Origin of the sequence: Paenibacillus sp. P3E (genome assembly GCF_001909045.1) — a bacterium.
Classification (GTDB): domain Bacteria; phylum Bacillota; class Bacilli; order Paenibacillales; family Paenibacillaceae; genus Paenibacillus_AQ; species Paenibacillus_AQ helianthi.
Genome location: NZ_LVWH01000081.1, coordinates 59,267 through 73,960 on the forward strand (window position 1 = coordinate 59,267; position 14,694 = coordinate 73,960).

Below are 14,694 nucleotides of genomic sequence, written 5' to 3' on the forward strand. Positions count from 1 at the left end.
TGTGGCTTCGAGAGAAAGCTGAAGGAGTGAACTATTGAATGTTCAAGTTAAGCGAAATTAAGGAATTGATTAAATTGCTGGACCAAACCTCCTCCGTACACGAACTGGAGATTGAAAGCGAAGGAATGAAGCTTGCTATCCGCAAACCTGATCGCTCTGAAGCGGATGCAATGGCGATTCAGGCGACTCCTTATGCCTATCCTTATACGCCAGCCCCTCAGCCGCAAAGCCAGCAGTATGCTGCACCTGCGGCAGTGAACGAAATTCCGGCAGCAGCTCAGCAGCCGGTCTCTACGGAAGGCACACTGCATAAAATTGTCTCGCCGATGGTAGGGACCTTTTATAGTGCCGCTTCTCCAGAAACCCCATCCTTTGTCAATGTGGGCGACCGGGTTAGTGAAAAGTCAACGGTCTGCATCATTGAAGCCATGAAACTGATGAATGAGCTGGAGGCGGAAGTCAGAGGCGAAATCGTGTCCGTACTCGCGGAGAATGGCCAGCTTGTTGAATATGGCCAGCCGCTGTTCCTGGTCAAACCGGAATAACAGCCGCGAGAATCATGAGGAGCTAGCTAGCTTCGTTAAACTTTGGGAGGAAACGCATGAACATTCAAAAAGTGTTGATTGCCAACCGCGGTGAAATCGCGGTCCGCATTATCAGAGCTTGCCGTGAACTGGGCATATCCACCGTTGCGGTTTACTCGGAGCCTGACCGGGATTCATTGCACGTCCGGCTGGCTGATGAAGCGTACTGCATTGGCCCGATGCCAGCCAAGGACAGCTATCTGAACTTTACCAATATTATGAGTGTAGCTACATTGACGGAATGCGACGCCATTCATCCCGGTTACGGATTTTTGGCCGAGAATGCGGATTTCGCAGAGATTTGTGAATCCTGCAACATCACTTTTATCGGACCTTCGCCGGATGCCATCACCCGCATGGGTGACAAGGCTGTGGCCAAGGAAACGATGAAGCTGGCAGGTGTTCCGATTATTCCGGGCTCTGACGGGCTTGTGGGCGATGTGGAGGAGGCAGTCATGCTGGGCCGCGATATCGGCTACCCGATTATCGTCAAGGCTACTGCAGGCGGCGGAGGCAAGGGCATCCGCATAGCCGAGGATGAGGAATCCCTGGTGAAGCAGATCACAGCTGCCCAGCAGGAAGCGCAAAAGGCCTTCGGCAATGCCGGGGTTTACCTGGAGAAATTCCTGACGGGTATGAAGCATGTGGAGATTCAGATTATTGCCGACAACCATGGCAATGTGGTGCATCTGGGGGAACGGGACTGTTCTGTGCAGCGCCGGCGTCAGAAGCTGATTGAAGAAGCACCTTGCTCGGTTCTGACTCAGGATATCCGCGATGCCATGGGCCAGGCTGCCGTACGTGCGGCACAAGCTGTGAATTACTCGGGTGCGGGTACACTCGAATTCCTACTTGGACCGGATGGCCAATTTTATTTCATGGAAATGAACACCCGGATTCAGGTTGAGCATCCGGTAACAGAAATGGTCACGGGTGTCGACCTGATCAAAGAGATGATTTCTGTTGCGGAAGGCAACCCGTTATCCTTTACCCAGGAAGACATTCATATTAATGGCTGGTCCATGGAATGCCGGATCAATGCGGAAGATCCGGAGAAGAACTTCATGCCTTCACCGGGCAAAATCGGCTTTTATCTGCCGCCGGGAGGTTTAGGTGTACGGGTGGACAGCGCAGCATATCCGGGGTATACGATCTCCCCTTTTTATGACTCGATGATTGCCAAGCTAATTGTATGGGCTCCGACCCGCCAGGAAGCCATCGCCAAGATGAAGCGGGCGCTCTCCGAATTTGCTGTGGAAGGCATACATACAACGATTTCATTCCACCAGAAATTGCTGGAGCATCCGGTGTTTTTGGACGGTAATTTTGATATTAAATTCCTGGAGGATTATGAAATTTAGGACGGCTTTGCTTTGTTTGTCATAAAGTTCGCCAAATGATATAGTATGTTTAATAAGAGACGTGCTTTGCGCTTGAAATATTGAACAACTTTTTCTTTGAAAGGTGTGAGTCCACAATGAGTACATTGCCGACAGAATACGAACGTACGGAAATCGGTGAAATCCAGATCGCTCCAGAAGTGATTGAGGTAATCGCAGGTTTGGCAACCGTGGAAGTTAAAGGCGTGGCAGGCATGAGCGGCGGTTTTGCCGGAGGCATTGTTGAGCTTCTTGGCCGTAAGAACCTCTCCAAAGGTGTAAAGGTAGAGGTTGGGCAACGCGAAGCTGCAGTGGATGTGTCCGTGATTATCGAGTACGGCAACCGTCTCCCGGAAGTGGCTGCTGAAATTCAGCGCAACGTGAAGCGTTCCATTGAGACCATGACTGGTCTGACCGTAGTTGAAGTGAATGTGCATATTCATGATGTTCAGTTCCGCAGCAATACCGCTGTAGACAAGAACGAAGAAACGGACGCGGTTCTCCGCGTGAAATAAAGCCAGCTTTCTTCCATAAACCCCCGACAGCACCGTCGAGGGTTTACTCTAATTTAAGGAGGTTATGAGACTCGTGGCAAAAATTTTGGACAGGCTCCTGCTGTTCCTCTACAGCTTATGCATCGGAATATTATCTGTAATTGCCATCCTCCTGTTAAGCGGTGCCATTCCGGACTCCTTTGAAATGTTGGACAGACCTGAGGCATATATAGCTGCCATAGCTGTTGCTGTCATTTTGTTCCTGCTGAGCATCCGTTTCTTCTACATTTCACTGCGGCGTGACCGGGCATCCTTGCCTTCGGTCGATCAGCGCACAGAGTATGGTGACATTCAAATCTCCATGGAAACGATTGAGAACCTGAGCCTGAAGGCTGCCGGCAAAGTCAAGGGCATCAGAGATCTGAAGTCGCGAATCCGGGTTTCGCAGGCGGGTCTTGAGATTATGATCCGCGCAGTGGTGGACGGGGAGCATTCCCTTCCGCTTCTGACTACCGAGGTTCAGCGTCAGGTGCATGATTTTGTGCAGGAAACGACCGGTATTCCGGTAGCGGACGTCTCGGTATACATTGCTAACCTCACACAGTCTCCAAGCTTCAAAAGTCGAGTGGAATAGAGGTGAGTTTCCCTTATGTTGTGGAAAGCAGTATGGGAAAGTCACGGGGGTAGAATTGCCGGAGTCACCTTCGGTGTCGTTCTCGGGTTGATTTATTTGATTAGCGGTTTTTGGGATATGCTGTTCTTTGCACTGGTTGTGTTCATAGGATATACGCTTGGCAAAAGAAAGGACACCGCTCAGCCCCCGCTGTTTCAGTGGCAGGAGCTGGTAGGGCGGTTGTCCGGACGCTGGCGTCCTTTCAAATGAACCGCGATAGTTTTTCTTCCGGAGCCTGGAACCCGTACGTATGAGTTGCCTGATGCCGGAGGAAGGGCTGCGCGGTTTTTTTTGCAGTTGGTGCTCTCTTAGAGGATAGAACCTGCTCCATTAAGCTTACAATAGTTGCAGGAAGAAACAATGATACACCCAATATAAGCAAACAAGATATGTTTGTAGGAGGAACACATGAAAAGACGTTTAGCAAGAGAAATTATTGTCCAAAGCCTGTATCAGATGGAAATGAATGAAGTGGAAAGTTCGGAAGCGGTGGAAATGCTGATAGCCGAAGCTTCGGAAGAAAATGAGACCGAGCGTGTAATTACAGACGAAATCGAGCTGAAAGCATATGTTGTAGCGCATGTGAACGGTGTGTGGGAACATAAGATGGCCATTGATGATATGCTGGAGCATTACCTGAAGGGCTGGCAGATGAGCCGACTCTCACGGGTGGACCGCCAGATTCTCCGTCTCGCTACTTATGAGATGGTCTTTGCGAATGATGTGCCAGCCAAGGTTTCTGTCAATGAAGCCATTGATCTGGCCAAACATTTTGGCACCGATGATTCCGGAAAGTTCGTTAACGGTGTGCTTGGGAAGATGATTCAGGAGATTGATACGCTTAAGACGGATCTGTAAAAGCTGTTTTTTTCGAAATATAAGAATGTACAGGTTTCACGCTTCAGCCAAACTTTCAAAGCAGATAAAAGGGGAGAGAATTACATGACAGCAGCAATTATCAGCGGTAAACAAGTATCTGACGAAATTCGTATCGACATTGCCCGGGAAGTTGCCTCATTAGCCGAACGGGGCGTAAAGCCTGGTCTTGCTGTTGTGCTCGTTGGTGAAGACGCTGCATCTCAGGTCTATGTGCGCAATAAAGAAAAATCCAGTACTGAACTGGGGTTCCATTCCGAAGTGCACAGACTGGATGCTGCGACAAGTCAGGAAGATTTGCTGGCGCTTGTAGCTGAACTGAACCGCAGGGATGAAATTGATGGTATTCTGGTTCAGCTTCCGCTTCCAAATCACATTGACGAGAAGGCTGTAATTAATGCCATTGCTGTGGAAAAAGATGTGGACGGCTTCCATCCGATTAACGTCGGCAATCTGGTTATCGGGGATGACAGCCTCTTGCCCTGCACGCCTGCGGGTGTGATCGAGCTGATCAAACGCACAGGCACCGGAATGTCCGGCAAGCATGCAGTCGTAATCGGACGGAGCAACATTGTCGGCAAACCGGTATCCCTGCTGCTTCAGCGCGAGAATGCTACGGTAACGATGTGTCATTCGCGGACTGCGAACATGGCTGAACTTAGCCGTCAGGCAGATATTCTGGTTGTTGCTATTGGCCGGGCCAACTTCATTGACGGCTCTTTTGTGAAGCCGGGCGCGGTAGTTATCGATGTTGGAATGAACCGTCTGGATAACGGCAAGCTGGCTGGAGATGTGGACTATGAAAGCGCGAGGGAAGTTGCCGGATACATTACTCCGGTACCTGGTGGCGTAGGACCGATGACCATTACCATGCTGATGGCTAATACGCTGACTGCAGCCAAACGCCGCCGCGGCCTGGATAAGGAATAGGTAGCGCCCATGGCGGCAGATCGGCAGGTTTATTCAATTAAAGAGCTTAACCGTTATATTCGCATGAAGCTCGATTCGGATATAGTACTCTCCGATGTATGGGTTCGCGGGGAAATCTCAAATTTCACCCACCATGGCAGCGGTCATATGTATTTTACCCTTAAGGATGAGAGCAGCCGGATCAAGTCCATCATGTTCGCTTCCCATAACCAGCGGTTGCCCTTTGTGCCGAAGGAAGGGACTAAGGTGATCGCAAGAGGCAATGTGACCGTCTACGAACGGGACGGGCAGTACCAGTTTTATGCCACGCATATGCAGCCCGATGGTATCGGGAGTTTGTACCTGGCATATGAACAGCTGAAGAATAAGCTGGAGCTGGAAGGCCTGTTCGCGGCGGCACGCAAACGTCCGCTCCCTCGGTTTCCCCGCTGCATCGGGGTAGTCACTTCCCCGACAGGTGCGGCTGTGCGGGACATTATCATCACACTGCAGCGGCGGTTTCCGCAGGTTGCAGTTGTGCTGTATCCAGTCCTGGTACAGGGGAAAGGTGCAGGGCCTTCCATTGTGAAGGCGATTGAGAATCTAAACGCTATGGGCGAAGCCGATGTACTCATTGTCGGACGCGGGGGCGGCTCCCTGGAAGAACTGTGGGCCTTCAATGAGGAGGTCGTAGCCCGTGCAATTGCGGCGTCCCGTATTCCGGTCATCTCGGCCGTAGGCCACGAGACCGACTTCACGATCGCTGACTTCGCCGCCGATCTTCGGGCGGCAACCCCGACGGCGGCGGCCGAGCTGGCCGTGCCGCATGCCGCGGAGTTGGCGGCGCAGCTCCGCACGGCGCAGCAGCGCCTGCGCCAGGGGCTGCTGCGCCGCTCGCAGCGTGGCGGCGAGCGCCTGGCCTCGCTGCAGCGCTCGCTGGCGCTGGTCGGCCCACGCCGCCAGCTGGCCCAGCACGCGCAGCGGCTGGACATGCTGCGCGGGGGGCTGCTCCGCGCAGCGAGAGACCGGCACGGCCGAGCGCGGGAGCGCCAGGCCGTGCTGCATCACAGCCTGCAGCGCTTCCACCCGCAGGCGAGTGTCAGCGCGGCGCGGCGGCGCACCGAGAGCATCACCCGCGAGCTTGCGGGTGCTATGCAGGTGCGCCTGCAGGAGAAGCGCTCGCGCTTTGCTGCCGAGCTGCGCCATCTCGATGCGCTCAGTCCGCTTAAGGTGATGTCGCGGGGGTACAGTCTCGTCTATGACGAGCAGGAAGAGCACTTAATCAAATCGCTGAACGAAGTAGAACTTGGCGATATGGTCAACATAAAGCTGAATGACGGACAGCTAAGCTGCCAGGTATGGGGAATGAAGGAGGATGGCATAACGAATGGCGAAGGAAGCTGAATTGGACTTTGAAGGAGCCATGGAGCGGCTGGAAGAAATCGTGCGTGAGCTGGAGCACGGCGACGTTCCCCTGGAAAAGGCAATCGATTTGTTTCAGCAGGGCATGAAGCTCTCGCAGCTGTGCGGGAGCAAGCTGGAGCAGGTGGAGCGCAAAATCGAAATGATCACCGAGATGGACGGAGAACTGCGTAAGAAACCATTCGGTGCCCGGCTGGAAGGTGACAGCGATGAGTCGCTTTGAGCCCAAACAGGCGGCAGAGCTTACGGGTAATCTGCAGCGTCAGCCGCTGAGTGAATATATTACGGAGATCAGCGGCCTGGTTGTGAAGGAGCTGGAGGCGGCCTTACCTGAGCATTGGAAGGTACCCGGCAGTCTGAAGGATGCGATGAACTATTCCCTGCAAGCCGGGGGCAAGCGTCTCCGCCCGCTGCTGGTGATCGCCGCCTGCGAGGCGCTGGGAGGCAGCCGTGAAGCGGCTCTGCCGGTAGCAGCTGCAATCGAAATGGTACATACCTATTCGCTGATCCACGATGATCTGCCCGCTATGGATAATGATGATTACCGGCGCGGCAAACTGACGAATCACAAGGTGTTTGGCGAGGCTACGGCGATTCTGGCCGGAGATGCGCTGCTGACACATGCCTTTTACAGCGTTGTCCAGGCTTCACGGAGACATGGCATTTCAGCGGACAGGGCCCTTTCCGTTGTTGAGGATCTGGCAGAAATGGCAGGCCCGCGGGGCATGGTTGGAGGACAAATCGCCGATATGGAGGGCGAACAGGGGTTTACCGATCTCCAGCAGCTTCAGTACATCCACCAACATAAGACAGGAGATTTGATCATCTTCTCCCTTGTGGCAGGCGGACGAATTGCAGGGGCAGATAGCAGACAGCTTGAAGCATTGCGTGATTTCGGAACCCATATCGGACTGGCCTTTCAGATTCAGGATGATATTCTTGATCTGGTCGGGGACGAAGGCAAGCTCGGCAAAAAAACAGGCAGCGACGTTAAGCAGCAGAAGGTGACTTACCCGTACTTTATCGGGCTGGACGCCTCCCGCGAAGAGGTCCAGCGGCTGACAGCGGCCGCCCGCAGTGCAGTACTTGAAGGCGGTTTTCACGACAGTACCCGCCTCTTGGACATCGCGGAATACCTGATGAAGCGTGATCACTAGCATGAATTCCGGGACGGCTGTATTTCGACAGCCGTTTCGTTTGTGTTATAATGGGGTTTATATATATTTTACAACATCTAGGAAAGCGGGGAATACTCGTGCTGCTTCCACAAATAAATGATCCTCAGCAACTTAAATCTTTGTCAGTCGAGGAGCTGGCTACCCTTGCGGAGGAGATCCGCAGGTTTCTGATCGAGAAGCTTACTGCAACCGGCGGGCACCTCGGCTCCAATCTGGGGGTAGTGGAGCTCACGCTGGCCCTGCACTACTGTTATGATAGTCCCCGGGACAAAATGATATATGACGTAGGGCACCAGGCATATGTCCATAAGATATTGACCGGCCGCCAGGACCGTTTTGACACGCTGCGCAAAAAAGACGGATTGTGCGGCTTTGTTAAGCGTTCGGAGAGTGAACATGATGTCTGGGAAGCCGGGCACAGCAGTACTTCGCTGTCAGCGGCAATGGGTATGGCCATGGCCCGTGATCTGAAAGGCGAAGACAACAAGGTTATCGCTGTAATCGGGGACGGAGCGCTGACCGGCGGGATGGCGTTTGAAGCACTTAACCATATCGGCCACGAACGCCGCAAGCTGATGGTTATCCTCAATGACAACGAAATGTCGATTGCGCCGAATGTGGGGGCAATGCACAACTATTTGAGCAAAATCCGTTCGGACCGCCACTACCTGCGTGCAAAGGATGAAGTCGAAGGACTGCTGAAGAAGATTCCTGCCATCGGTGGAAGGCTGGCCAAGACCGCCCAGAATGTGAAAGACAGTCTTAAATATATGATGGTTCCCGGCGTGTTGTTCGAGGAGCTTGGCTTCACATACCTTGGACCGGTCGACGGTCATGACATGGAGAAGCTGATTGACACCTTCCATCAAGCCGATAATGTATCCGGTCCTGTACTGGTGCATGTTCTGACTACTAAGGGCAAGGGGTACAAACCTGCTGAAACCGATTTCTACAAATCACATGCGATTTCTCCTTATAAAATTGAGTCCGGACAGTCCTTAAAAGCTGTCGGGAATCCTATGTATACTGAAGTGTTTGGTCAGACATTAATTGAACTGGGCCGTGAGGACAAGCGGCTGATCGCAGTGACTCCGGCGATGCCTGGCGGCTCAGGACTGTTCCCTTTCGCCAAGGAATTTCCCGACCGGATGATTGATGTCGGTATTGCTGAGCAGCATGCGGCAACTTTATGCGCAGCCTTGGCGATGGAGGGGATGAAACCTGTGTATGCAGTATATTCTACCTTTATGCAGCGGGCCTATGATCAGATTGTGCATGATATCTGTCGTCATAACGCCAATGTTATGTTCGCTATCGACCGTGCAGGCTTTGTCGGTGCTGACGGCGAGACACATCAAGGGGTATATGATATAGCCTTTATGCGCCATATTCCGAATATGGTGATGATGATGCCGAAGGATGAGAACGAGCTGCGCCATATGATGAAGACAGCTCTTGAATATAATGATGGTCCGATCGCTTACCGGTATCCGCGGATTGACGGCACCGGTGTTGACATGGATACCGAGCTGCAGGTACTTCCAATCGGTTCCTGGGAGCGGCTGCGTCCAGGCGATGACTACGCTGTACTCGCCTGCGGACCTATGGTTCAGGTGGCTGAAGAAGCGGCAGAGCAGCTGAAGCGGGAAGGCATTCAGTTGAGTGTTGTCAACGCCCGCTTCCTGAAGCCCCTTGACAGCTCCATGCTATTGGATCTGGCCCATGCGGGCACCGGCATGATTGTACTGGAAGAAGCCAGCCAGGCGGGAAGTCTAGGCAGCGCGGTGCTTGAATTTTATGCGGAGCATGAAATTTATGATGCCCGTGTTCATTTGATGGGCGTGCCGGATATCTTTGTAGAGCATGGCTCAATCAAAGAACAGCGCCAGCAAACCGGATTGACTGTTGAAGCAGTAGTCAGCCGGATCAAGGTGATGAAGGCATCGAGCTCATTTGCCTATAAGACGACTTCAACCTCCTGAACAGGACAGTTGAAGCGGCAAGCCTAAGAACAATCAGGAGATGACCATGGAACACCCTAAGGAACGGATCGACGTATTGTTAGTGGAACAAGGATTTTACGAGAGCCGTGAGAAGGCCAAGGCTGCTATCATGGCTGGGTTGGTACTTGCGAATGAGGAGCGGATTGAGAAGGCCGGGATGAAGGTGCTGCGTTCCTCCGTCCTACGGGTAAAAGGTGCAGTGCACCCTTATGTCAGCCGTGGCGGGTTGAAGCTGGAGAAGGCGCTGCGGCAGTTTGGCATTGACCTGAACGGGCGCACCATGCTGGATATCGGTTCTTCAACAGGAGGCTTTACCGATTGCGCACTCCAGAACGGAGCAAGCCATGTCTACGCTATTGATGTAGGCTATAATCAGCTGGACTGGAGTCTACGCAATGATGAACGGGTAAGTGTGATGGAGCAGACGAATTTCCGTTATATGACCCCACCCGACCTTCAAGGCCCTGTTCCCGATTTTGCCAGTATAGATGTATCATTTATTTCTTTGAAGATTATTTTACCGCCGCTGATGGCGCTTCTTGAACGCCCTGCAGATATTGCCGCACTGATTAAGCCGCAGTTCGAAGCCGGCCGGGAAAAGGTCGGGAAATCCGGTGTGGTCCGCGAACCGGCTGTCCACAAAGAGGTGCTCATGAACGTTCTGGGCATGGCTGCAGAACTGGGCTACCAGCTGAAAGGCTTAACCTTCTCCCCCATCACTGGCGGTGAAGGCAATATCGAGTTTTTGGCCCACTGGAAGCTCCTGCCTGAGGCAGTGGAGTCCGGCGATGAACAGCCTTCAGGAGAACTACAGCCGGACAATTTCGCAGCACTTGCTGAGGCCGTGATCAAGGAAGCGGCAGCAACCTTCAAAGTCAGCAAATCTGGAAACTCATCCAAGTGATGAGTTTCTTTTTGACTGTACCAAAGCTTTTTTGCAATATACAGAGGAATAAGGTAGTCTAGCCTTATCTTTCCTCTATGTGGAATTGCTACAATCACTTTCAACTACGATTTCGGCTGCCAAAGCAGGATTTTAGCGGGGTTCACGCGAATTAATCACCGAGGTGATGAAGGTGGCGGGCTCTGATAAAGCCGTAATGGTGCTAATTGGACTGGCAGTCGCAATATTTATCATTTATCGGATTTACATATGGCTGCAAAGCTCCCCGCGTTCGTTCATTAAGGACAGGCTGCCGCTGAATAAAGTCATTTTGCCTCATCCTTCCATTGATTTGCTGGAAGCAGCGGGCTACGAAGTGATTGGAGGCAAACTGAAGATTCCGCTGTCTTTTAATGTAGACGGGGCTTCCATGTACAGCAGACTGTTCATTGATTATGTTGCGAGCAAGGAAGAGGACTCCTACTATTTAGTCATTCTATCCCGCCCGCGCAAAACGCTCGACTTTACCGGCAGCAGCCTCCGGGATTCACTTTTGCCGTACCTGCTGATTTATCCGGACTGCAGCGGAGTGCTATATGTCAATACCGTCACTTCCGTGATCCATGAGATCAGGCTTGGTAAAGATGACGGCGAATCCACTTAGAAAGTTAACTTAACCATACAGGAGGCAATAATGAAGGGTCACAGGCACATTAAGATACGTGAAATCATTACACAACAGGAAATTGAGACGCAAGACGATTTGGTGGAAGCACTGCGCGAGGCCGGTTTTCAGGTTACCCAGGCTACGGTGTCGCGGGATATTAAGGAGCTTTTGCTGATAAAAGTCCCTATGGACGACGGGAGATACAAATATTCGCTGCCTACAGATCAGCGGTACAACCCGACACAGAAGCTGAAACGTGTGCTCGTGGACAATTTTGTGCATATTGATTCCTCCGGGAACCTGGTGGTGATGAAATGTCTCCCGGGAACGGCTAACTCTGTCGCAGCCCTGATCGATAATATTGATTGGCCGCAGATTATGGGCACCATTTCCGGTGACGATACGATCCTGATTATCTGCCGCCAGCCAGAGAACAGCAAAGACGTAATTTCGCAAATTATGGGATATATATCCTAGAATCATAGATGTCGCAATCATCTTTTCGGAGGTGCTGTATTCGTGTTAGACACATTATCGATCCGTAATCTTGCCGTTGTTGAAGCGGTAGATGTGCATTTTTATCCCGGTTTTCATGTACTTACAGGGGAGACCGGTGCAGGGAAATCAATCATTATCGATGCGCTTGGGCTTGTGGTCGGAGGCCGTGGCTCAGCGGATTCCATCCGTTACGGCACGGACAAGGCGGAGATGGAAGCGCTCTTCAGCCTGCCTACTTCGCATCCCGTATGGGAGACGCTGGAGCGTCTTGGTATCACGGCGGACCCGGAGGAGCATCTGATTATCCGCCGTGAGATTACCTCTCAAGGCAAAAGCACTTCGCGTGTCAACGGACAGATGGTGAATCTCAGCATGCTGCGGGAAATCGGTGAACAGCTGGTTAATATTCACGGACAGCATGAGCATCAGAATCTGCTGAAGGCAGAGCGCCATCTGGGCCTGCTGGATACTTACGGGGAAGCTGTTATTGGACCGCTCAAGGCCGACTATCAAGAGAAATATACCGCCTTTGCCAAGGTGGAAAAAGAACTCCGTGAGTTGCAGGAAACCAGCCAGAAGGCCTATCAGATGCTGGATTTATACCGTTTTCAGCTGGAGGAAATTTCTTCCGCAGGACTAAAACCTGGGGAAGATGAATTACTTGCCGAAGAAAGGGTCAAACTATCCCACAGCGAGAAAATGATGGATTCCGTATCTGGCGCATACGAGCTACTGTATGACAGGCAGGGGCTGGAATCCATCGGAAATGTGATTTCCCGGCTGGAGGATGCGGTTCGGTACGATGAGAAGGGTCTGAAGGGTGTCCTGGACCAGCTTCAATCCTCGTATTACCAGCTGGAGGATGCCGCCTTTCAGCTGCGGGATTACCGTGAGGATATTGAGTTCAACCCGGCACGGCTCGAGGATATTGAGAACCGGTTGGATCAGATCTCTGGACTTCGGCGCAAATATGGAGATAGTGTAGAGCAGATTCTGGCTTATTATGAACAAATTAGCCGGGAGACCGATTTGCTGGAGAATAAGGACGAATATATTGAGAAGCTGACCGTAAAGCGCAACGGACTCCTGAACACACTAATGGAAGCAGCGGAAGCGCTCAGTGAAGCACGCCGGCAGTGTGCAGCAGATTTGGCTACCCAAGTTGAAAGTGAACTGAAGGACCTGCAGATGGAACGGACCTCGCTTCAGGTAAAAATGGATATTCTGGAAGACCCCCGCGGTGTGGAATACCAGGACCGCCGCTACCGGCTGACCCGCCAAGGCATCGACAGTGCAGAGTTCATGATCTCTCCAAATCCAGGTGAGCCGCTCCGCCCGTTGGGCAAAATCGCTTCAGGCGGTGAGCTGTCGCGGATTATGCTGGCGATGAAGAGTATTTTTGCCCGGCATGATGCGATCCCTGTACTCATTTTTGACGAAGTGGACACCGGGGTCAGCGGAAGGGCAGCCCAGTCGATCGCTGACAAGCTGTACAAGCTTTCAGCCACCTGTCAGGTGTTCTCCATTACCCATCTACCTCAGGTAGCGTGCATGGCTGATCATCAGTATCTAATCCGCAAAAAAGTGGAAGACGGACGAACGATGACCGAAGTGGAGTCGCTGCCCTTGGAAGGCCGCGTCATGGAGCTGGCCCGAATGCTGGGCGGTGTGGAAATTACCGAAAAAACCTTGCACCACGCACAGGAAATGCTCGGTCTGGCTGAGGCCAGCAAGGCGGCTGCAGGGTAAGCGGGACAATGATTGACAGTAATAAAAGCCTGGGGGCAAGGTTATCTTATAGGTACGCAATTGGCGACCACCTTTTTCGTCAAGCGAAAGAAGCAAAAGGGAGCGTGACAGCCATTGAAGCCAAACCTCAGGAAGTTAATGCCCGGCCTTTTATTTGCCTTCTTTCTCAGCTTATCAGGAATAACGGGTCCTCATCAGAGCTATGCCGCAGCGCAGGATACCCAGCCTGGCAAGACCGTATTGGGGGAAACCCGTGACCTCAGGGTAATCCCGGGAGGGCAAACGATTGGTGTGAAAGTAAAGTCTGCAGGCGTGCTTGTTGTAGGACATCATTTAATTGAAGTGTCAAAGCAGTCCAAGCTTTCCCCTGGAGAGAACAGCGGTTTACTGCCCGGGGATTTGATGATCTCCATCAATGGGGTGAAGCTGGACGAGGTGTCCAAGGTTTCCAGGCTGGTCGAGCATGCAGGCAAATCCCATCAACCCCTTACCATTGTGTACAAACGTGCTGGCAAAGAGCATACAGCTAAGCTGACACCGGCGTATGACCGCAATGACAAGGTATGGCGCCTGGGCCTCTATATCCGCGATTCTGCAGCGGGTGTCGGGACTTTGACCTTTTATGCGCCGGAACAGGGAGTGTATGGTGCACTGGGACATGTTATTACCGATATGAACACCGGGACGCCCATTGTCGTCGGCAGCGGACACATTGTGCAATCCAGCGTGACCTCCATTTCCAAGAGCCAGGATGGCGATCCAGGTGAGAAACGGGCACATTTTCTTAAGGAGAGTCAGGTCCTCGGGAATGTGGAGAGTAATACGGATTTCGGAATCTTCGGTAAAATGACCCGTAATCCGGAGCATAGCCTATACGAGAAACCAATCCCGGTGGCTATGAGCAATGAGGTGAAGGAAGGTCCGGCGCAAATTCTGACGGTTGTGGATGGACAGCAGGTGGAACGATTTAATGTAGAGATCATTCATGTAGCACGTCAGGATACACCAGCAACCAAAGGCATGGTGCTGCGTATTACCGATCCCCGTCTGATTGATAAGACTGGTGGCATAGTCCAAGGCATGAGCGGCAGTCCTATTGTACAGAATGGGCGTTTGGTCGGTGCGGTAACCCATGTATTCGTCAATGATCCCAAATCAGGTTATGGCTGTTTTATCGAATGGATGCTTCAGGATTCCGGTGCAGCCCTGCAAGAACATACTTTTCCCTATGATCTTAAGGCGGTTTAGCCTTAAGATTTTTTTGTCGAAGGCCAGCGAACAAGATCGAACCATGAAATAAAATAATTAATTATAATCCAACTCTAAAAAAAAATAAAGAAAAATAATTTTCGACAGAAGGATATTGAATCAGTATGTCG

Annotated in this window: 16 protein-coding genes; all 16 read left to right on the forward strand. The window is 52.0% G+C overall.

The genetic code is table 11. The annotated features are described in order from the left end of the window. Positions 1-38: 38 nt before the first annotated feature. Positions 39-545: an acetyl-CoA carboxylase biotin carboxyl carrier protein gene (gene accB, locus A3842_RS08575; protein WP_074101083.1), complete on the forward strand. Its 507-nt coding sequence runs from the start codon at positions 39-41 to the stop codon at positions 543-545. 56 nt (positions 546-601) lie between these two features. Then, the gene (gene accC / locus A3842_RS08580; RefSeq protein ID WP_074085288.1) at positions 602-1,945 is read left to right on the forward strand and encodes an acetyl-CoA carboxylase biotin carboxylase subunit; all 1,344 of its coding nucleotides are present in this window, start codon (positions 602-604) and stop codon (positions 1,943-1,945) included. A gap of 116 nt (positions 1,946-2,061) precedes the next feature. Further along, positions 2,062-2,478, forward strand: a complete 417-nt coding sequence (locus A3842_RS08585) for an Asp23/Gls24 family envelope stress response protein (protein ID WP_074085287.1) — start codon at positions 2,062-2,064, stop codon at positions 2,476-2,478. 73 nt (positions 2,479-2,551) lie between these two features. Beyond that, positions 2,552-3,091, forward strand: coding sequence for an alkaline shock response membrane anchor protein AmaP (amaP, locus tag A3842_RS08590; RefSeq protein WP_074085286.1), 540 nt, complete (start codon positions 2,552-2,554; stop codon positions 3,089-3,091). 15 nt (positions 3,092-3,106) lie between these two features. After that, a complete protein-coding gene (locus tag A3842_RS08595) occupies positions 3,107-3,340 on the forward strand; it encodes a DUF2273 domain-containing protein (protein WP_074085285.1) in 234 nt (77 codons plus the stop codon). Positions 3,341-3,538: 198 nt separating this feature from the next. Beyond that, entirely contained in the window at positions 3,539-3,988 is a 450-nt protein-coding gene (nusB, locus tag A3842_RS08600; RefSeq protein ID WP_074085284.1) for a transcription antitermination factor NusB, read from the forward strand. A gap of 84 nt (positions 3,989-4,072) precedes the next feature. Next, positions 4,073-4,936 (forward strand): bifunctional methylenetetrahydrofolate dehydrogenase/methenyltetrahydrofolate cyclohydrolase FolD, encoded by an 864-nt coding sequence (folD, locus tag A3842_RS08605; RefSeq protein WP_074101084.1) that lies wholly within the window; start codon positions 4,073-4,075, stop codon positions 4,934-4,936. Positions 4,937-4,945: 9 nt separating this feature from the next. Beyond that, positions 4,946-6,319: an exodeoxyribonuclease VII large subunit gene (xseA, locus tag A3842_RS08610; protein WP_074085282.1), complete on the forward strand. Its 1,374-nt coding sequence runs from the start codon at positions 4,946-4,948 to the stop codon at positions 6,317-6,319. Beyond that, the gene (gene xseB, locus A3842_RS08615; RefSeq protein WP_074101085.1) at positions 6,303-6,560 is read left to right on the forward strand and encodes an exodeoxyribonuclease VII small subunit; all 258 of its coding nucleotides are present in this window, start codon (positions 6,303-6,305) and stop codon (positions 6,558-6,560) included. The genes xseA and xseB overlap by 17 nt, the downstream gene beginning before the upstream one ends. Continuing rightward, on the forward strand, positions 6,547-7,494 hold the full coding sequence (locus A3842_RS08620) for a polyprenyl synthetase family protein (protein WP_074101086.1): 948 nt from the start codon (positions 6,547-6,549) through the stop codon (positions 7,492-7,494). Before xseB ends, A3842_RS08620 begins: the two co-directional genes overlap by 14 nt. 98 nt (positions 7,495-7,592) lie before the next feature. Then, the gene (gene dxs, locus A3842_RS08625) at positions 7,593-9,497 is read left to right on the forward strand and encodes a 1-deoxy-D-xylulose-5-phosphate synthase (protein WP_074101087.1); all 1,905 of its coding nucleotides are present in this window, start codon (positions 7,593-7,595) and stop codon (positions 9,495-9,497) included. A gap of 46 nt (positions 9,498-9,543) precedes the next feature. After that, positions 9,544-10,422, forward strand: coding sequence for a TlyA family RNA methyltransferase (locus A3842_RS08630; RefSeq protein ID WP_074085278.1), 879 nt, complete (start codon positions 9,544-9,546; stop codon positions 10,420-10,422). 196 nt (positions 10,423-10,618) lie between these two features. Further along, the gene (locus A3842_RS08635) at positions 10,619-11,065 is read left to right on the forward strand and encodes a hypothetical protein (RefSeq protein WP_143186210.1); all 447 of its coding nucleotides are present in this window, start codon (positions 10,619-10,621) and stop codon (positions 11,063-11,065) included. Between the two features lie 30 nt (positions 11,066-11,095). Further along, positions 11,096-11,545 (forward strand): transcriptional regulator AhrC/ArgR, encoded by a 450-nt coding sequence (gene ahrC, locus A3842_RS08640; RefSeq protein ID WP_074085276.1) that lies wholly within the window; start codon positions 11,096-11,098, stop codon positions 11,543-11,545. A gap of 42 nt (positions 11,546-11,587) precedes the next feature. Continuing rightward, complete coding sequence (gene recN, locus A3842_RS08645) at positions 11,588-13,315, forward strand: DNA repair protein RecN (RefSeq protein ID WP_074085275.1); 1,728 nt, start codon at positions 11,588-11,590, stop codon at positions 13,313-13,315. Between the two features lie 114 nt (positions 13,316-13,429). Continuing rightward, on the forward strand, positions 13,430-14,563 hold the full coding sequence (gene spoIVB / locus A3842_RS08650) for a SpoIVB peptidase (protein ID WP_074101088.1): 1,134 nt from the start codon (positions 13,430-13,432) through the stop codon (positions 14,561-14,563). The last annotated feature ends 131 nt before the right edge of the window (positions 14,564-14,694 follow it).

Bases quoted from the DNA above. Each gene is read 5' to 3' on its own strand.
- accB (WP_074101083.1), top strand. From the start codon at position 39: ATGTTCAAGTTAAGCGAAATTAAGGAATTGATTAAATTGCTGGACCAA.
- accC (WP_074085288.1), top strand. From the start codon at position 602: ATGAACATTCAAAAAGTGTTGATTGCCAACCGCGGTGAAATCGCGGTC.
- A3842_RS08585 (WP_074085287.1), top strand. From the start codon at position 2,062: ATGAGTACATTGCCGACAGAATACGAACGTACGGAAATCGGTGAAATC.
- A3842_RS08595 (WP_074085285.1), top strand. From the start codon at position 3,107: ATGTTGTGGAAAGCAGTATGGGAAAGTCACGGGGGTAGAATTGCCGGA.
- nusB (WP_074085284.1), top strand. From the start codon at position 3,539: ATGAAAAGACGTTTAGCAAGAGAAATTATTGTCCAAAGCCTGTATCAG.
- folD (WP_074101084.1), top strand. From the start codon at position 4,073: ATGACAGCAGCAATTATCAGCGGTAAACAAGTATCTGACGAAATTCGT.
- xseA (WP_074085282.1), top strand. From the start codon at position 4,946: ATGGCGGCAGATCGGCAGGTTTATTCAATTAAAGAGCTTAACCGTTAT.
- xseB (WP_074101085.1), top strand. From the start codon at position 6,303: ATGGCGAAGGAAGCTGAATTGGACTTTGAAGGAGCCATGGAGCGGCTG.
- A3842_RS08620 (WP_074101086.1), top strand. From the start codon at position 6,547: ATGAGTCGCTTTGAGCCCAAACAGGCGGCAGAGCTTACGGGTAATCTG.
- A3842_RS08630 (WP_074085278.1), top strand. From the start codon at position 9,544: ATGGAACACCCTAAGGAACGGATCGACGTATTGTTAGTGGAACAAGGA.
- A3842_RS08635 (WP_143186210.1), top strand. From the start codon at position 10,619: ATGGTGCTAATTGGACTGGCAGTCGCAATATTTATCATTTATCGGATT.
- ahrC (WP_074085276.1), top strand. From the start codon at position 11,096: ATGAAGGGTCACAGGCACATTAAGATACGTGAAATCATTACACAACAG.